The sequence below is a fragment of the Mesocryomonas fontinalis genome, from assembly GCF_055730125.2.
Window position 1 is genome coordinate 107,576 of sequence record NZ_JBUZWG020000005.1, and the last position, 17,596, is coordinate 125,171.

Sequence of the window (17,596 nt, forward strand, 5' to 3'; positions counted from 1 at the left end):
AACCTGTCGCGCACTGCAGAGCACCGAAATGCACGTCGAAAGATGCTAACTGCGCCGCGACGAATTTCATTAGCAGATTATTCAAATTTGATCGTTAGCTTCCTACGTGAAGCAGCGCAACGACCGGCGACCCCGGCGGCGCAGGCATGAAGCCGATGTTTCAGACGGTTCGCCGTCATGTCCCACGTATCTCTTTACGGGACTAAACCTATGACCTCGATCAATTTCAACGTTGCCGCTACTACCGCTCTTCGTACCCTGCAGCAGACCAACAGCGCCCTCGAGACCTCGCAGAACCGCGTCTCGACCGGCCTGAAGATCGGCGAAGCCAAGGACAACGCCGCCTACTGGTCGATCTCGACCACCCTGAAGTCCGACAACAAGTCGCTGTCGACCGTCAAGGATGCCCTCAGCCTCGGCGCCGCCACGATCGACACCGCCTACCAGGGCCTGAACAAGACCAAGGAAGTTCTCGACGAAATCAAGTCCAAGATCACCGCTGCCAGCCAGGCCGGCGTCGATCGCAAGGCCATTCAGTCGGAAATCACCCAGCTTCAGGATCAGCTGAAGTCGATTGCCCAGGCTTCGAGCTTCTCGGGCGAAAACATGCTCTCGGTTAACTCCGGGGTCGCCTCCTACACGGCTGTCAAGAATGTCGTCTCCGGCGTCCAGAAGGACTCCGCCGGCAACTTCACCATCAACACCATTGCCGTTGATGGCAGCAGCTTCGCGCTGATCGATGCGAACGCCTCCAGCGAGGCCATTCTCGATGCCGGCAAGAGCGGCAACGCGCTGCTCGGTGGCCTCGCCGCCGCCGGTACTGCAACCGTCGGCACCTCGACGGCCGGAAAGTCGCAGCAGGCGGCAGCCTACACCTACGCCGCCGGTACGGGCCTTAATGCTGATCCGACGGCCGAGACCCTCACCGTCGCTTTCACGATCGATCAGGCGTCGGTTTCCTTCACGCTGACGGACTCCGCCAAGTTCGACACGCTCGCTCACCTCGTCACCAACCTGAACATTCAGTTCGGCGGCCGCGCAACCGCGTCGGACAACGGCGGCACGCTGCTTGTCACCAGCAACACCGCCGGTGCTGGCTCTGTCGCCGATCTGACAGCCGTGACCTACACGACCCCAGCGGCAACTGCCGCGACGGTCACCGGCCTGACGCTTGGTGGCGAAACCTCGACCAACGGTACCGCCTCCACGGTTGCCGTCACCCAGACGGCAAGCTTCGGCGGTTTGATCACGCTCGACAGCAATGACTCGATCGCCTTCCAGCTTGAGCTGAACGGCGCTACCGCCAAGACGATCACGGTGACCAAGGATACCGTCAAGGCGGCTCTTGGAACGACGAACGGCAACATCGCGACGGCCGGCCAGTACGCCACGGTACTGAACCAGGCCTTCCAGGACGCGGGCGTTACCGACGTGACGGCCACCGTCACGGGCAGCCAGATTACCCTCACCAGCAGCGTGGCGGGTGCCGGCGGATCGATCCGTCTGGCCGATGTCGAAGCAAAGAAGGGCACCAGCGTTCTGGATATCGACGTCACCAGTGCGTCCACGATCCAGCTCGCCACTTTCCTCAATGCCGTCAGCAAGGCCAGCGACGGCGTCACTGCTGCTGCTGCTTCCCTCGGCGCTGTCTCTTCCAGAATCGAACTGCAGAACACCTTCGTCAACACCCTCATCGACACCATCGACAAGGGCGTCAGCAACCTCATCGACGCCGACCTGTCGGAAGAGTCGACCAAGCTGCAGGCCCTGCAGACCAAGCAGCAGCTGGGCATCCAGGCGCTGTCGATCGCCAACTCCTCGACCCAGAACATCCTGTCGCTCTTCCGTAGCTAATCCCTGCGCGAAAGGCTCTAAGACCGCACCTCCCGACCGCTCATGCGGCCGGGGGGTGTTTTCGTTAGTCGGCCGGACAATGGTTGGCGGCAGCCCGGGTCTCGACAAGTCGGCCGGGAGCGCTCACAGCAGCGCCACGACGCAATGCTTCCCCTGTCGCTTCCGCTCGAAGGCCTGCCGCCGTGCTCGATGCGGCCGCCCGGGAGGCTCATCCCGGAAGGTCCATGTCGGACAGCACCCTCCCCCGCATCGCCCTCCCCCGCATCGCCCGTGGCACGCCGGCTTTCTGGAAGGCCAACATCGCGCTCTTCCTCGGCGCCATGTCGGTCTTCGCGCTGCTCTATTCCGTCCAGCCTCTGCTGCCGCTGTTCAGCCAGGAGTTCGGGCTCAGCGCCGGTGCGAGTTCGCTGTCGCTCTCGGTGACCACGGCGGCACTGGCGGTGGCCTTGCTCCTCGCCAGCTGGGTCGCCGACCGTTTCGGCCGCAAGATCCTGATGGCGTCCTCGCTGGTGGCCGCAGCTCTCCTCGGCCTCCTGACGGCGATGGCGCCGGACTGGTCGCTGGTGATCGCCGGCCGGCTGTTCACCGGCTTCGCGCTCGGCGGCGTGCCGGCGGTGGCGATGGTCTATCTGTCGGAGGAGATGGAGCCGGAGGCGCTTGGCTTCAGCATGGGGCTCTATATCGGCGGCAACGCCATCGGCGGCATGGCGGGCCGGCTGTTCGTCGGCATTCTGGCGGACTACACCTCCTGGCGGGTGGCGCTGACGGCGCTGTCGGCCTTCGTCATCGCCAGCACCGTCGCCTTCTGGCTGCTGCTGCCGGCCCCCCGCCATTCCGTCAAGAACCGCTTCGGCCCGAAAACCTTCGCGCGGCTGATCAAAGTGCAGTTCAAGGATGCGGCGCTGCCTTGGCTGTTCGCCGAGGCGTTCCTGATCATGGGCGCCTTCGTGACGCTCTATAACTACGCCGGCTTCCGGCTGGTCGCGCCGCCCTATGGCCTCAGCCACAGTGCGATCTCGGCGATCTTCGTGATCTACCTCATCGGCACGGCGAGCTCGACCTGGATCGGCGCGCTGGCCGGGCGGCTCGGGCGGCGCAAGGTGCTCTGGCTGATGGTGGTGGTGCTGCTCCTCGGCATCGCCATCACCTGCGCCGAGCCGCTGCCCTGGATCATCATCGGGCTCGCCGTCGCGACCTTCGGCTTCTTCGGGGCGCATTCGGTGGCGAGCAGCTGGGTCGGCCGGCGGGCACGGACCGGGCGAGCCCAGGCAGCAGCGCTCTATCTCCTCGGCTACTACCTCGGCTCGAGTACGATCGGCACGCTCGGCGGCTTTGCCTGGAATGCCTATGGCTGGGGCGGCGTGGTCGCGGTCGCCGGGTTGTCGGCCGCGGGCGCCCTCGCCGTCTCGCTTCATCTCGCCAAGGTCATGCCACTGGAGAAGTTGTCACCCTGACGTCGGCGCACGAAAAGACGTCGGCGCACGAAAAAGCCGCCTGGAGATATCTCCGGCGGCTCCGCGTCTCTTTCGAGAATGTGCGACCCTCAGCTTCAAACTCGCCAGTACATCCGTGGTCGGCTTGAGGCTAGAAGATCTCGGCGCATTCAACCGGTGTTACCGGGATGTCCTGCACCACCAGGATATGGATAGAGCATCTGGCTTGCGCAAGGCTGGACTGGAAAAAACGTTGCCAGGCGAAAGCTTGCGCCTTTCCTCAAAACAATGTCCGGGCTTCACCCCTTTTGGACGCGGACTCCGTCCACCTTGTCCTGCTCGGCTGCGCTCACGCCGCCCAACTGGCTCTCGCGGCTTTCGTCCTCAGGCCCGACCCTCACACGTTTGCCGCTGACCGGCTCCGGCGCTGCTGGCGGGGTCCCTTCGATTTCCCGCGACGCCTGCGCCCAGAACTCGTGTTCGCGGCCCATGGGGCGACCAGCCAGCTCCCACAGGATATAGGCGCGATCACGAACGGCGGCGTCGTTGTCGACAGGTGACATATCAAATTCCCACGCTTGCAGAGTTCAGGTCGGCCGATAACGTATGAACGCGTCCTTCGATCCTCGCATGCCGGCGAGCTCAGTGGAGAATATTCGGACCGCCGACTGGTTAGGCGGGGTCACCTTGCCTTGAAAGTGCCCGATGCGATCGCCTAATGGGCGTCCGGATCAACAAGCAGAAGGAAGGATCCCGTATGCGCACCATCCGCTGGACCGATATCGGCTTTACCGAGAACACGGGCGAGATCGCCTATAACGACATGGTTCTGGCCGTCGAACCCAATCAGATCGCGCGCTGGAAAGATGATCCGGAGGGTCGCTTCGCACTCTCCGTGCAGGCTGCGGCCGATGGACGGAAGCGCGCGGCGCTGTCGAAGTTCTACCCGAGCCTCTGACCCTTCTGACGTCGGCGTCTTCCGATGGCGCAAACAAAAGCCCGCACGCAGCGGGCTTTTGTCGTTCAAATAAAGCTCGTGCCGGAAGACCGGAGCAATCCTAGTTCAGGCGGATGACGACGCCGTTGCCGCGGTGATGGCGGCGGTCGTAGCGACGCTCGCGGTCATGACGCGAATAGCGGCTATGCCGGCGGCCGTCGTAATAGCGATCGCGATAATGGCGGCGTTCGGCGCGGTAGTGCCGGCGCTCCGCGCGGTGATAGCGACGCTCGGCACGATCGCCACGGTGGCCGTCGCGGACCATCACGACATCAGACTGCGAAAAACCCTGCGCCATGGCCGGGGCTGCCGTGAAGCCGGCGGTGACGATGGCGACGGCCATCGCGACTGACTTGAATGACATACGCATGCAATCCTCCCAATGATGCCAGAGAACACGCCCGGATTGCGAAGGTTCCGCCCGAACACTCGGACGGGACTGCGCCAGACCGGATGTCAGCGCCACTTGCTGTGCGCCAAGCCGGCCGCGGGGCGCCCCGAGAAATGTCGCGATCGCTGGCCTCAGCCCGATTAGCGAGGAAGCTGCAGCATCGAAAGCGATAGAGCGTCCCGTCCGCGTCCGTCGGGCGATGTGGCGGCTAGCGCTGCTCCTCCAGCCGGACGCGAAGTCCGTCGGCGAACAGCCGCAGCGCCGCCTGGACGTCGGCAAGATGCCGCTCCTCTCCCTCATAGCCGGCGCGCGGCGCCCGTTCGATCGAGGTGGCGAGAGCGATGACCTCCTCCTCCGCCTCGACGGGAAAGATTTCCCGCTGGGTCGCGCGCTCGGCGTACAGCGCCTTCAGAAGCAGATCCTGCGCCTGCGCCTGGCTCTGCAGCTTCATGATGGCGCCGGCCATGAACTTGAGGGCGGTCTCGCTGGCGGACATGGCGATCTTTCCGGAAATAGACGGGTCGGGCTCGACCGCAGGACGGCCGTCGAAGGGCCTGAAATGGGCCGGCACGCCGCGGGAAGCAAGCGGGGACGCAGCGCTGCCTCCTCCGCCGTGGTTGCGTCCGGCGGCGCCGGTCTCCATCCTTGCGCGGAAAACCGGACGTGAACCAACGAGCGAGACGCAATGATCGACGACACCACAGCGTCCGGCCAGACCGGAGAAGCAGGCGAGGCGGACCTTGCCACCGGATCCAACGCGCCCCGCACCGAGCACCGCAACCTCGAACGGGCGCTCGGCGCCCATGTCCGGCGGCTGCGCCGGCAGAAGGACCTGTCGATCGCCGACCTGTCGGCGACCGCCGGCATCTCCAGCGGCATGCTGTCGAAGATCGAGAACGGCCAGATTTCGCCCTCGCTGTCGACGCTGCAGTCGATCGCCTCGGCGCTCGCGGTGCAGATGTCGACGCTGTTCACCGAGTTCGAGGAGCAGCGCGACTGCTCCTACGTCAAGGCGGACCAAGGCGTCGTCATCGACCGCCGCGGCACCAAAGCGGGGCATGTCTATCGCCTGCTGGGACACGGGCTGCGCACCGACGTGGTGGTCGAGCCCTATCTGATCGAGCTGCACGAAGATGCGATGCCCTACACCAACTTCCAGCATGCGGGCACCGAGTTCATCTTCATGCTCACCGGTCGGGTCGACTACCGGCACGGCGAGCGGACTTATGAACTTTCACCGGGCGACGCCATGCTGTTCGATTCGGCGTCGCTGCATGGGCCGGAAAAGCTGATCGAACTGCCGTCGACCTACCTGTCGATCATCGTCTACAGCCGCCAGCAGACCTAGCCCCGAGCGACGACGCACAGAAAGCGAGACGACCGAACGTGGCACTGCCGAACACGTAAAAAAACCCGGCAGCATCGCTGCCGCCGGGGTCCATCAGGTCAGGCTGGGGTCTTGGACCAGACGAGGGTCAAGGGGTCAGCGTGGTGCCGTCCTCGGTGCCCGGTGCATTCGGCGCAGGCGGCGTCATTCCGCCTGCCGGAGCCATCGGCGCTGGCGGTGCGGGGGGCATCGTCAGGTTCGGCAGCTTGTCGAGGATGGGCTTGGCCGCCTCGAGGCAAGCACGCAGTGCCTCGTCGCCGCACTCGATCCGGATGCCGGTATCGCGGCCCATGCGGATGTCGATACCCTTCATCATCTGCGGCGGTGCAGGCGGTCCACGGCGACCGTCGGGACGCGGGCCCTTGCCGGGAGGCGGCGGGGGCATGTCGCCCGGCATCGGTGCCATCTCGCCACCGGGAGGCGGCGGCGGGGCAGCCTGGTCCATCGGCGCATTGGCGCCACCGGGGGCCGGAGGCGGTGCCGGCTGGGCGGCGGCGAGCGAGGTCAGGCCGACCGCGAAGGCGGTGGCAAGCAGAGCATGTTTCATCATAAGTTTGAAACCTTTATGGGATGGAGTTCCGGATTGGAGAAGAGCCGATCGGCCGTCACAGTTCCGGAAGGTTTGCGGAAAAAATTCTCGTCTTCGTCCGTCCGGGCGACGGCCTCACGGCCGCCGTTCCGTCGAACCTCTGGGGAGGAAAACCGGCCGCTGGCTCAGTTGTCCTCGATGGGGCCGCCCTCGAGGGGCGCAGGATCACGCGGGCCATGCTTGTGACCGGGGCCATGGCCCAGGCCACGCGGCGGCGGCGGCGGAGTTAGTTCGTCGATGCGCTGGTCGGCATGGCGGATGGCATAGGCATGCAGCGACCCGTCGTCGAAGCGGCCCTGCACCGTGATGTTCTCGCCGACCTCGACGAGTTTCTCGCCCTCGCCGGCCGGACCGGTCTCGACGAGTGCGCGGGCGGCGCCGTCGGTGATCACGAACTTGTTGCCGTAGATCTCGGCGACCTTGCCCTCGACGCCGACGGCGGAAGTATCGGTGAGCGCGGCGATGGCGGTCGGGGCGAGAGCGGTGTCGAAGGATGCCTCCTGGCCGCGCACCGCGCTCCAGGCCACGGCGCCGCCAGCCGCGCCGACGGCGAGGAGAACGAGGGCACTCACGCCGAGAAGCGCATTGCGCGAGCGGGAGCCGGAGCCGGAGAGACGGGAGCGGTTTGCGGTCGCCGTTGTGCTGGCGGTCGGCGCGCCGTTGTGGATGCCGGCGGTGGTCTGCGGGGTGGAGGGCTGGTCTTGGTCGGTCATGTCGTCACCTCTGTGATTGCGATGACCCTTTCTAGCGACCCCCTGCCCACGGCAGCCTGAACCGGCCCGTTCAGTTTCGGTTCAGCCGCTCGGGCACCGCATCTTGCCGGCGGGGCCTATGCGGGCGATACGGCGCCGGCGTAGACTGGCGAGCGGTAGATTTCGAAGGGCGTGACCGGCATGAAGGAACTATGGGGGCGCGTCAGACAGCGTTATCTGTCGGTTCCGACGCTCCTTCGCCTGATCCCGATCAGCGTCGTCCTGGTCACCGGCATCGTCGCGACGGGCTGGACGCACCGCCTGCTGAACGAACAGCGGGACCTCGTCGTCCACACCCACGAGGTGATCGAGACCACCAAGGACGTCTTGATCGGGCTCGACGATGCCGAGACCGGACAGCGCGGCTATCTCCTCAGCGGCGACCGGCGCTACCTCGATCCCTACGACAAGGCGCTGGAGCGGCTAACCGGCATGCGGACGACGCTCGCGAGCCAGGTATCCGACAATACCGACCAAGGTGCCCGGCTCGACCGTCTGGGGGTGCTGATCGACACGAAGCTCGGAGAATTGCAGGACTCGATCGCGCTGCACGACAGTGAGGGTTTCGACAGCGCCAGGGCACGCGAGATCCAGATGATGGAGCGCGCGACGATGGATCAGATCCGTCACGAGATCGGCATGCTGACCGAGAGCGAGAAGGCGTTGCTGAAGGTTCGGGACGCCAATGTCGAGACGGACGAGAACCGCGTTCGGCTCGTGGCGATCCTGATCGCGATCGGCTCGTTCCTGACCCGCGCCGCCGTCGAGATGTATCTCACCCGCAAGGGTCTCGACGTCCGCACCGAGCCGCTCGACGAGGTATAGTCGGCAAAAGGCGGTCGCCCTACCCGGCCGCACCCGCTAGATTGCTGTGGAGCGACGGCTAACGCCGAAGACGTGAGTGCGCTGACCGCCCCGGTGGCAAGGTTCAGGCTGGTCGGCGTGTCAGCAGGCCGAACGCTGAGGTTGGCGTGGTCGGGCTGTTCCGCGCGACGCCCTCGCCGCCCCGGCGAGCGGCCGTGGCCTTTACAGCGGAAACCTGCTGACGCGCCGGATGGCGGGAGGCTTTCACCCCAAGGTGCCCGGCAGCGCAAGACTGGCCGAGAAACCGCCGAGCTTCGAGCGGCCGACCGTCAGCGTACCGCCGTAGAGCTCCGCCAGCTCGCGGGTAATCGGCAGGCCGAAGCCGTGGCCGGGCGTCAGCTCGTCGAGCCGCCGGCCCGGGCGCAGCGCCTCGGGCATCTCGTCGGGCTCGAGGCCCGGGCCGTCGTCCTCGACGAGGATGACGATGAGTGGTCCCGCGGCCGCGCAACCGACCGAAACCGTTGCGCTCGCCCATTTGCAGGCATTGTCGAGAAGGTTGCCCAGCATCTCGTCGAGATCCTGCGGCTCGACGGCGGCGACGGCGGAGGGCGGAACCGCCGACTCTATCGCCAGCCGGCGTTCCGCGTGGATGCGCTGGAGGACGTCGACGAGATCCCCGACATGCGCGCCGACTGGCGTCGCGGCGCGCGCGGCACCGCCGATGGCGGCGACACGGGCTCGGGCGAGATGATGACGGATCCGCTGGTCCATTGCCTCGACGAGCGCGCCGGCCTCGCCGTCCGGATCGCGCCCGGGCGTGCGAAGCGTCATCGCGAGTTCGGCCAGAGGCGTCTTCAGCCCATGCGCAAGGTTGGCGACGTGCCGGCGCGCCCGGGTGAGGCTCTCGGCGCCATCGTCGATCAGCCGGTTCAGCTCAGCCGCCAGCGGTGCCACCTCGCGCGGCTGCGCCGACGGGACATGCGCCCGACGGCCGGAGCGTACGTCTTCCAGCGACCGGCGCAGACGCTCGAGCGGCGCGAGACCGGTGCGGACCTGCACGACGGTCGCCAGCAGGAGCACGAGACCGAGGAAGAGCATGGAGGCCAGCAGCGGCAGCAGCGCGTCGCGCAGCGGATCGTAGATCGCCCGCATCGGCGCCGTCACCACGATGGTCAGTTCCTCGCCGGCGATGGTGACGGAAAAGCTCCTGACATGGAGCGAAGGAGTTCGGCCGGCCTCGCCCGGTCCGTGCCGCCGCGCGTTTGCGTCATCGTCGCCATCATCCCGCGGCGGCGGCGGCGGCGGCGCGGGTCCGTCGAGTGGGCGGAAATCCGGAACGGCCTCGCGGTCGGCCCGGCTGGAGTCTGCGATCGGCCCGCGCGGTCCCTCGACGCGCCAGGTCCATCCCGACCGTGGCCGGTCGAAGGGCGGCGCGTCGAAGCGCGGCAGGATCGCGCCGGCCTCCGCCGGCGTGCCGTCGCTCGCCCGCAATGCGGCGGCGATGGCGAAGGCCTGCGCATCCAGCCGCTGGTCGATCTGGCCGACGACGAAGCGCGACAAGAGGATGCCCATCACCAGGCAGACGAGAGCGATGGCACCGAGCGTCGAGACCCCCGCTACCGCCAGCAGGCGCCCGGACAGCGAGGACGGCAGCCGCAGCTTCATGCCGCGGGCTCGGCCAGGCGGTAGCCATGGCCGCGGACGGTCTCGATGAGGTCGGCGCCGATCTTGCGCCGCAGCCGGGCGACGATGACCTCGACCGAATTGGAATCGACGTCGGCATCGCCGTCATAGACGCGCTCCATGAGGTCCGGCCGGGAGACGACATGGCCCTTGCGCAATGCGAGGCACGACAGGACGCGCCATTCGAGGCCCGTCAGCCGCAACGGCAGACCGTCGAGGTCGAAGCTGCCGAGCTGGGCATCGAAACCGAGCGGGCCGCATTCTATCCGGGTCTCGGCATGACCGTTTGCCCGCCGCACCAGCGCGCGCAGGCGCATCACCAGTTCCTCGTTGCGGAACGGCTTCATCAGATAGTCGTCGGCGCCCGCCTTGAACCCCTCGACCTTTTCCGACCAGCCGTCGCGGGCGGTGAGGATCAGCACCGGATGACGGCGTCCCCGCTTGCGCCATTCCTTCAGCACCTCGATCCCCGGCACCAGCGGCAGGCCCAGATCGAGCACCGCGACGTCATAAGCTCCGGTCTCGCCGAGATGCTGCCCGTCCTCGCCATTCCCGGCGATGTCGACGGCAAAATCCTCGCGCCGAAGCATCTCGGCGAGCTTTTCCGCCAGCGAGGCGTCGTCTTCGACGAGGAGGACCTTCATGAGCGATGCGCCTTGGAGCTGGAAATTTTCGGCAGCTGTCGAAACCAGCTGCAGTGCAGTAGAACTGACGGCGCTTACTAGGCCCGGCGGTTGAACCGAAACTGAACGAGACGGGACCGACTCGGTTGCTTGCGTTCTGGAGCAACCGTCTTCGCCCCCTTCACCGGACATGGTCCGTGCGCCTGACAGGCGCCGAGAGGCGATCCGCCGCATGGCACCGGAATTACGCATTCGTATAGTTCCAGCAACGTCCTGCGGAGCCCAACGCAGTAGAGCCTCGGCGAAGGCGCCGATCCCTTGCGTGACGACACCGGACAGGCCCGTTATCGGCGAGGACGCGCATGCTCTCCATCATCGTTCCCGCGTTCGACGAGGCCGAGAACATCGAGAGCCTGGTGACGGAAATCCTGTCGGCGGCCGAGAGCGTTCCGATCACCGAGATCATCTACGTCGACGACGGCAGCACCGATGCCACCGTGGATATCCTGCGGCAGCAGCAGGCACGCTGTCCGAAGCTCAGGATCATCCGGCACGGACGGCGGATGGGCCAGTCGGCCGCCTTCCTCAGCGGCGCGCGGGCGGCGACCACCGAGCTCCTGGTGTTCATGGACGCCGACGGCCAGAACGATCCGCAGGACATCGCCCGGCTGCTGCGCGCGTTCCAGGGAAACCTGCCGGCCGCAGCGGCCGTCCTCGGCCAGCGGGTCGGACGGCGCGACGTCTGGAGCAAGCGCATCTCGTCCAAGCTCGCCAACCGGCTCCGCCGCGCGATCCTCCACGACAAAACCCGTGACACCGGGTGCAGCCTGAAGCTGATCCGGCGCGCCGACTATCTGGCGCTTCCCTATTTCGACCACATGCACCGTTTTTTGCCGGCCCTGCTGATGCGCAACGGTGTCGAGCTGCGCCATGTCGACGTGTCGCACCGCCCGCGCGCCCGCGGCGTCTCGAAATACGGTTTCCGCAACCGCGCCTTCGTCGGGGCGGTGGACCTCCTCGGCAGCGCCTGGCTGATCCAGCGCGGCCTCCCCCTCGACTATTCCGCGACCGAAATCGGCAAGGGCAGCCCGCTATGACCGAAGCTCATCTCTGGCTCGGCATCGGCCTTCTCGGCCAGAGCCTCTTCTTCATGCGCTTCCTGGTGCAGTGGATCGCCTCCGAACGGCAGCGCGTCAGCGTCGTGCCGCGGGCGTTCTGGTATTTCAGCCTGCTCGGCGGCACGACGCTGCTGGTCTACGCCATCCACCAGCGCGACTTCGTGTTCACCCTCGGACAGGCGCTCGGCCTGCTGATATACGGCCGCAACCTTTCCTTCGGCCGCAAGCCGAGGGCGATGGCGGGCGACGCCGCGTGACGACGAAGACCGACCGCTTTCTGCCCTACGCCGTCCTCTTCCTGTTCTGCCTCGCCTCGCTCGCGTTCCGGCCGCTCCTGCCGCCGGACGAGACGCGCTATCTCACGGTCTCGTGGGAGATGTTCCTGTCGAGGGACTGGTTCGTCCCCAGCCTCAACTTCGCGCCCTACCACCACAAGCCGCCGCTGCTGTTCTGGCTGATCAACGCCGCCTGGGCGCTGTCCGGCATCGGGCGACCGGCGGTGGCGGCGGTGATGTTCACCATCGCGTCGCTGGCGATGCACCTCACCTGGCGGCTCGGCCGCGCGCTGTTTCCCGGCCGCGCCGACATCGCCGCGCGCCTGCCCTGGCTGATGCTCGGCAGCGCGGCCTTCCTCATCTATTCCGGCCTGATCCTCTTCGATCTCCTCCTCACCTGTTGCATCCTCGCCGCCTTCCTCGCCTTTCTCGACTTCGCGCGGGGGCAAGGCCTGCGCTATGCCGTCCTGGCGGGCCTGTTCATCGGGCTCGGGGTGCTGGCGAAGGGACCGGTGGTGCTGATCCATCTGGCCTGGCCGGTCGGCTTCTACGCCTTCTGGCGATCGGACCGGGAAACCCTGACGACGGGCGCGTTCCTGCGCGGGGCGGCAATTGCCGTCCTCGCAGCGCTGATCCCCGTCGCGGTCTGGCTTGTCCCGGCGCTGGTGGCAACCGACGGGTCGTTTGCCTACGCGCTGATCTGGGAGCAGTCCGCCGGCCGTATCTCCGGCAACATGGAGCAGTCGCACCCGCGCCCGTTCTACTTCTACCTCCTGCTGCTGCCGCTGCTCGGCATTCCGTGGATGCTGCTGCCGGGTTTCTGGCGGAGTTTTGCCGCGGCACGGCGCACTTTTCGAGAGCGCCTCGACAGCGGCGGGCGCGACATCCGGGTGCTGCGGCTGCTGCTCGTCTGGTCGCTCGGCGTTCTCGCCACTTTCAGCCTGATCTCGGGCAAGCAGCCGCACTATCTCGTGCCGCTGCTGCCGCTGGTAGCGATCGCCCTCGCCTACGCCATGGCCGACGCCCCGCTGAGGGACATCCGCGGCAGTACCGTGATCACCGCCGCCGTGCTCCTCGTCGCGCAAGGGATCGCCGCCAGTCTGTTCTTCCCGAAATTCGACGTTTCGCCCGTCGCCGCCTTCATCGCCGACCGGCCGGAGGCGAACTTCGGCTACAGCGGCAGCTATTCCGGCGAATTCGGCTACCTCGCGCGCCTGCACCGACCGATCGAGGTGGTCGACCGCGCCGAGACGCCCGGCTGGCTCGCCGCCCATCCCGGCGGCTTCCTCATCAACTATGACCGGCAACTGAGCCGACCGGTAGACGGCGAAGTCCTCGCGATCCCCTACCGCGAAGGACGCCTGACGATCGTCGCGGGCGGAGCGCCCTCCTCCGCCCGGCCCAACACGACCGAGCATTGATCGCGCCCGCGACCCGCGCAAAATCCGCTGCCGTCAGCGAACGCGCCGCGCCACATCTCCATCGTCCGGGCTGACGGTGAAGACATGGGTGAACAGGCCCCGTCGGCGCTCCTCGAGCCTGGCCGCGGGATCTGCCGGCCAGAGCGCGGAAATCTCCTGCCCGCGGAAACCGGCCCGGACGCTCGCCGGCGCGTCGTTGCGCGTCACGTCATTGGCACCGACGACGCGCAGCATGCTGGAGGCCAGGAGCGGAAACCGCGCCCGCAACGGTTCGGTGGCGATGAAGACCGGTGCCCGCCGTGCCAGCCCGTGCAGCAGGCGTGACAGCGGTGCGTCCTCGAAATGATGCAGGAACAGATTGGTCGAGATGGCGTCGAAGATCCCGCCCTCGGTGCCGTCACCGCGCGGACGGTCGAGCCATTCGAAGATGTCGGCGGTGACGACCTTCAGGCGCCAGCCGAGCGCTTCGAAGCCGCGGTGGCACTCCGCGGCGACGAGGTCCTGACGGTCGAGCAGCGTCACCTCGACGCCCGGCCAGTCTCGTGCGAGCTTGCGCGCGACGCGCAGCATGAAGGTCCCGTCGCCCGAACCGATCTCCAGCAGCCGTTTCGGTGGCTGCTTCACATTGGCCCTGAGGAGGCCGGCGGTGATGCCGGGCTGGCCCATCAGGATGTTGACCCGGCGAAGGTCGCCGCGCGAGGCGATGGCGCGCGGATCGTTCTCGGCGAGATGATCGAGGATCTCGGCCTCTACCTGCCGCGCCGCGAGACCGTTCTTTTCCCCGCTCATCCGACCGCCTCGAACAGCATCGTCTCGGCGGTCAGGCCCGGCCCGAACGCCATGCCGCATCCCTTGCTACCGGCGGACGCGGTCTCCAGCATCTTCTCCAAAACGAACATCACCGTCGCCGACGACATGTTGCCGTTGTCGCGCAGCACGTTGCGCGAGGGGTCGAGCGCGGTTGCCGGCAAATCGAGGGCGCGTTCGACCGCGTCCAGCACGGAGCGCCCGCCGGGATGCACGGCCCAGAGATCTATCTCGTCCGTCGGGACATCGCCGATGATCTCGGTGCGCTGATCGCCGAGCGTGCGCTGGATCGCCGTCGGAACCTGGCCCGACAACACCATGTCGAAGCCGTCGTCGCGCACGCTCCACGTCATCAGGTCGCGGCTTTCGGCCGCCAGAAGCGCCCGGAAGCTGTCGAGCCGGAAGCCCGCGGGGTCGGCGCTGACGAGCGAGGCCGCGCAGCCGTCGCCCCAGAGGCAGAACGACAGGAGACGCTCGAGATCCGTCGTCTCCTTGAGATGCAGCGTGCAGAGCTCGATATTGACGACGAGCACGCGGGCGGCAGGTTCGGACCGGACGATGTGGCGCGCCACCTTCAAGGCGTTGATCGCGGCGTAGCAGCCCATGAAGCCGATCATCGTCCGCTCGACGGAAGCGCGCAGGCCGCAGCGCGCGACGATCTCGAGATCGATGCCCGGCGCCGAGAAACCGGTGCAACTGGTGACGACGAGGTGGGTGATGCCGGCGCGCTCCGAGGCCGGCAGCAGCTTCTCCACCGCCTGCTGCGCCAGCGCCGGCGCATGCCGCTCGAAGAGGTCCATGCGCCGCCCGGTGCCCGGGAAGCTGCCGCGGGCATAGACGCCTTCCGCATCGACCGAGGGGCCTTGCGGATCGTCCGTCGGGATGAGGCAGGAATAGCGGTGCTCGATGCCGCCCTTGTCGGCCATGCGCCGGAACACGGCCTGCCGGCGCGGATCGCCGTCGAGCTGCGCGGTAGCGAAATCGAGGAAATAGCGGTGGACTTCATGGGCGGGAACGGCGGTCGCCGTCCGGTTCAAATAGGCGGTTTGCAAAGGCGTCTCGATCCGATTGAGTCTGCAGGACCCAAACGTTGGAGAGGACGCCCGGTCGCATGCCAATCGTCAGGTTACCAATATGTATAGCAGCGTCCACCGCGCTTTCCGTGGGTAACGGAGGACGCCACAGGCGACGGCGCCAGCGGCACGCTGCATTCGCGGCGCGCACTCCTGCTCCTCCCAGTGGTAAAGCGCCTTAGTTCCATCACGCTTTTGTTTGGCACTCACTGAATATCTTCCGGATTCCTTTAAGCCGGGCTTATGGATAGGGGGCTACTGGCTCCGGCCAACGGGGCGGTTCATCGCCCTTCTCCTTTACGGACGGTGGCGAAATGGCATTACGGGTCGGGCAGACACTTTACGCATTCTCTCTGGTGGTAAGCCTCGGCATCGGCGTCGCCGGCACGATCGGCGCCTATCAGCTGAACGAACTGAAAGTCGGCGGTCCCGTCTACGAACAGGTCGTCGACGGCAAGGACCTTCTCGCCGACATCATGCCCCCGCCGGCCTTCCTGATCGAAGCCTATCTCGACCTGGTCCTCAGCCACGAGGGCGCCAACGCGGTCGACGCGACCCAGTCGGAACTCGCCCGGCTGAAGACGGCCTATGACGAGCGTCTCGCCCACTGGCGCAACTCGGCGCTCCCCGCCGACGTCAAGGCGGCGCTCGACGCGGCGGACCGCCCGGCTGAGCAATTCTGGTCGACGCTCGAGACCGCCTACCTGCCGGCAGCGCGCGAGGGGAACGCGGCGGCCGAGCAGAAGATCTACGCCGAGCTGCAAGGCCTCTACTCCGAGCACCGCAAGGGCATCGAGGCGCTCGTCGCCACCGCGATCCAGCTGAACGGATCGCTGGAGGACGGTTCGCGCTCCCGCGCTTTCGGCGCCACCCTCTGGCAGCTGGGTTCGGTCGCGTTGGCGCTCACAGTTCTGCTTCTCGGCGTGCTCGCCCTCCGCCGCCGGGTGATCGCGCCGCTGGTGGCCGTGACGTCGGCGATGCGCGCGCTCGCCGGCGGACGGCTCGAGGCCGAGATACCCGCGACCGGCCGGGACGACGAGATCGGCGCGATGACGAATGCGCTGACGGTGTTCCGCACCGCCGAGACCGAGCGCCGGGCGCTTGCGGCACAAACTGAAACAAAGCGCGCCGAGGCCGATGCCGAGCGCGACCGGCGGGCCTTGGCCGACCAAGCGCGAACCGACGAGCTGAAGTCCTTCGTCCTCGACATCGATCAGGGCTTTGCCGCGCTGTCTTCCGGCGACCTCACCGCCCGGATGACGAAAGCCGTCGCGCCCGAATTCGAGCCGATCCGCGAGAAGTTCAACGGCACCGTCGAGACGCTCGACCAGACGATCGGCGCGGTGGTCAAGGCGTCCGGCACGATCCGCACCGGCCTGCACGAGATCTCCGTCGCCTCGAACGACCTGGCGAGCCGCACCGAGCAGCAAGCCGCGAGCCTCGAGGAGACGGTCGCCGCGCTCAGCGAAGTCACCGGCACGATCAACGAGACGGCCGCCGGCGCCCGCCATGCGCAGGCCGCCGCCGAAACGACGCAGAAGACCGCCGAGCGGGGCAGCGACGTCGTCGGCCGCGCCGTCGTCGCCATGACCGACATCCAGAAGTCGTCCGACGAGATCGGCAAGATCATCGGGGTCATCGACGAGATCGCCTTCCAGACCAACCTCCTCGCCCTCAACGCCGGCGTCGAGGCGGCCCGGGCTGGCGACGCCGGCCGAGGCTTTGCGGTGGTGGCGCAGGAAGTGCGCGGCCTTGCCCAGCGCTCGGCCGAGGCGGCCAAGCAGATCAAGGAGCTGATCTCGACGTCGAAGGGCCAGGTCGTCCAGGGAGTCGCCCTCGTCACCACCTCGGGCGAATCGCTGTCGGAGATCATGGAACAGGTGGTGCGGATGAATGGTCTGGTCTCGCAGATCGCGGTGCGCGCCGCCGAGCAGGCGGTCAGCCTGCGCGAGGTCTCGGTCGCCGCCGACCAGATGGACAAGGTCACCCAGCAGAACGCCGCGATGGTCGAGGAGACCACGGCCGCCGCGGAAAGCCTGACCAGCGAAACCGAGGAACTCGCCGGCCTCGTCGAGCGCTTCCGGACCGCCGGCGGCGGCACAAGGTCAGCGCGACCGACCGCCGTGCGTCCCCCGGCTGCCCGCACCGTCACACAGCTGCGCACCGTCGGCCAAAGCGGCGCCGTGCCGAAGCACAGCGCCGACGAATGGGCCCAGTTCTGAACGGCGGATGCTCCTGACGCCGAGCCGGGCGGCCTGATACCCGCCGGGCGGCTGATATCCGCAGGGCGGGCCGATGTCCGCCCCGTCCGGCCACCGCCAGCCGTAACGCTCGGCCGCCTACCCCACCCCAACACCGGAATCCGGCGATCCCGCCAGCTCCCCTTGAG

At 67.2% G+C, this 17,596-nt stretch carries 18 protein-coding genes; 9 read left to right on the forward strand and 9 right to left on the reverse strand.

The annotated features are described in order from the left end of the window. Positions 1–210 precede the first annotated feature (210 nt). Positions 211–1,854 (forward strand): flagellin N-terminal helical domain-containing protein, encoded by a 1,644-nt coding sequence (locus ACZL02_RS13705; RefSeq protein ID WP_472936933.1) that lies wholly within the window; start codon positions 211–213, stop codon positions 1,852–1,854. Between the two features lie 224 nt (positions 1,855–2,078). After that, entirely contained in the window at positions 2,079–3,308 is a 1,230-nt protein-coding gene (locus tag ACZL02_RS13710) for an MFS transporter (RefSeq protein WP_472936932.1), read from the forward strand. 278 nt (positions 3,309–3,586) lie between these two features. Here ACZL02_RS13710 and ACZL02_RS13715 read toward each other — a convergent pair whose 3' ends face one another. After that, positions 3,587–3,850, reverse strand: a complete 264-nt coding sequence (locus tag ACZL02_RS13715) for a DUF2934 domain-containing protein (RefSeq protein ID WP_472936931.1) — start codon at positions 3,848–3,850, stop codon at positions 3,587–3,589. Between the two features lie 194 nt (positions 3,851–4,044). Between ACZL02_RS13715 and ACZL02_RS13720 the strand changes: the two genes are divergently transcribed. Further along, the gene (locus ACZL02_RS13720) at positions 4,045–4,245 is read left to right on the forward strand and encodes a hypothetical protein (RefSeq protein WP_472936930.1); all 201 of its coding nucleotides are present in this window, start codon (positions 4,045–4,047) and stop codon (positions 4,243–4,245) included. A 100-nt stretch (positions 4,246–4,345) separates the two neighbouring features. On the opposite strand, the gene ACZL02_RS13725 is transcribed toward ACZL02_RS13720, so the two are convergent. Both ACZL02_RS13725 and ACZL02_RS13730 read right to left on the reverse strand, forming a co-directional pair. Beyond that, a complete protein-coding gene (locus tag ACZL02_RS13725) occupies positions 4,346–4,648 on the reverse strand; it encodes a hypothetical protein (RefSeq protein WP_472936929.1) in 303 nt (100 codons plus the stop codon). 235 nt (positions 4,649–4,883) lie between these two features. Then, on the reverse strand, positions 4,884–5,171 hold the full coding sequence (locus ACZL02_RS13730; protein WP_472932839.1) for a hypothetical protein: 288 nt from the start codon (positions 5,169–5,171) through the stop codon (positions 4,884–4,886). Positions 5,172–5,360: 189 nt separating this feature from the next. Between ACZL02_RS13730 and ACZL02_RS13735 the strand changes: the two genes are divergently transcribed. Beyond that, positions 5,361–6,023: a helix-turn-helix domain-containing protein gene (locus tag ACZL02_RS13735; RefSeq protein ID WP_472936928.1), complete on the forward strand. Its 663-nt coding sequence runs from the start codon at positions 5,361–5,363 to the stop codon at positions 6,021–6,023. 127 nt (positions 6,024–6,150) lie between these two features. Here the strand turns inward: ACZL02_RS13735 and ACZL02_RS13740 are convergent, their stop codons facing one another. Both ACZL02_RS13740 and ACZL02_RS13745 read right to left on the reverse strand, forming a co-directional pair. Further along, positions 6,151–6,609 (reverse strand): hypothetical protein, encoded by a 459-nt coding sequence (locus ACZL02_RS13740; protein ID WP_472936927.1) that lies wholly within the window; start codon positions 6,607–6,609, stop codon positions 6,151–6,153. Between the two features lie 167 nt (positions 6,610–6,776). Continuing rightward, a complete protein-coding gene (locus ACZL02_RS13745; protein WP_472936926.1) occupies positions 6,777–7,364 on the reverse strand; it encodes a hypothetical protein in 588 nt (195 codons plus the stop codon). 180 nt (positions 7,365–7,544) lie between these two features. Here ACZL02_RS13745 and ACZL02_RS13750 point away from each other — a divergent pair, with 180 nt between their 5' ends. Continuing rightward, the gene (locus ACZL02_RS13750) at positions 7,545–8,228 is read left to right on the forward strand and encodes a CHASE3 domain-containing protein (RefSeq protein ID WP_472936925.1); all 684 of its coding nucleotides are present in this window, start codon (positions 7,545–7,547) and stop codon (positions 8,226–8,228) included. 243 nt (positions 8,229–8,471) lie between these two features. On the opposite strand, the gene ACZL02_RS13755 is transcribed toward ACZL02_RS13750, so the two are convergent. After that, on the reverse strand, positions 8,472–9,872 hold the full coding sequence (locus tag ACZL02_RS13755) for a sensor histidine kinase (RefSeq protein ID WP_472936924.1): 1,401 nt from the start codon (positions 9,870–9,872) through the stop codon (positions 8,472–8,474). Then, a complete protein-coding gene (locus tag ACZL02_RS13760) occupies positions 9,869–10,534 on the reverse strand; it encodes a response regulator (RefSeq protein ID WP_472936923.1) in 666 nt (221 codons plus the stop codon). Before ACZL02_RS13760 ends, ACZL02_RS13755 begins: the two co-directional genes overlap by 4 nt. 341 nt (positions 10,535–10,875) lie before the next feature. Between ACZL02_RS13760 and ACZL02_RS13765 the strand changes: the two genes are divergently transcribed. Genes ACZL02_RS13765 through ACZL02_RS13775 form a run of 3 tightly spaced genes read left to right on the forward strand, consistent with a single transcriptional unit; the run spans position 10,876 to position 13,327 of the window. Further along, positions 10,876–11,610, forward strand: a complete 735-nt coding sequence (locus tag ACZL02_RS13765) for a glycosyltransferase family 2 protein (protein ID WP_472936922.1) — start codon at positions 10,876–10,878, stop codon at positions 11,608–11,610. Continuing rightward, positions 11,607–11,888 (forward strand): lipid-A-disaccharide synthase N-terminal domain-containing protein, encoded by a 282-nt coding sequence (locus tag ACZL02_RS13770; RefSeq protein WP_472936921.1) that lies wholly within the window; start codon positions 11,607–11,609, stop codon positions 11,886–11,888. The genes ACZL02_RS13765 and ACZL02_RS13770 overlap by 4 nt, the downstream gene beginning before the upstream one ends. Further along, the gene (locus tag ACZL02_RS13775; RefSeq protein ID WP_472936920.1) at positions 11,885–13,327 is read left to right on the forward strand and encodes an ArnT family glycosyltransferase; all 1,443 of its coding nucleotides are present in this window, start codon (positions 11,885–11,887) and stop codon (positions 13,325–13,327) included. Before ACZL02_RS13770 ends, ACZL02_RS13775 begins: the two co-directional genes overlap by 4 nt. 33 nt (positions 13,328–13,360) lie before the next feature. On the opposite strand, the gene ACZL02_RS13780 is transcribed toward ACZL02_RS13775, so the two are convergent. Next, positions 13,361–14,116: a methyltransferase domain-containing protein gene (locus ACZL02_RS13780; RefSeq protein ID WP_472936919.1), complete on the reverse strand. Its 756-nt coding sequence runs from the start codon at positions 14,114–14,116 to the stop codon at positions 13,361–13,363. Then, entirely contained in the window at positions 14,113–15,186 is a 1,074-nt protein-coding gene (locus ACZL02_RS13785; protein ID WP_472936918.1) for a type III polyketide synthase, read from the reverse strand. The genes ACZL02_RS13780 and ACZL02_RS13785 overlap by 4 nt, the downstream gene beginning before the upstream one ends. Positions 15,187–15,521: 335 nt before the next feature. Here ACZL02_RS13785 and ACZL02_RS13790 point away from each other — a divergent pair, with 335 nt between their 5' ends. Further along, on the forward strand, positions 15,522–17,429 hold the full coding sequence (locus ACZL02_RS13790) for a methyl-accepting chemotaxis protein (RefSeq protein ID WP_472936917.1): 1,908 nt from the start codon (positions 15,522–15,524) through the stop codon (positions 17,427–17,429). The last annotated feature ends 167 nt before the right edge of the window (positions 17,430–17,596 follow it).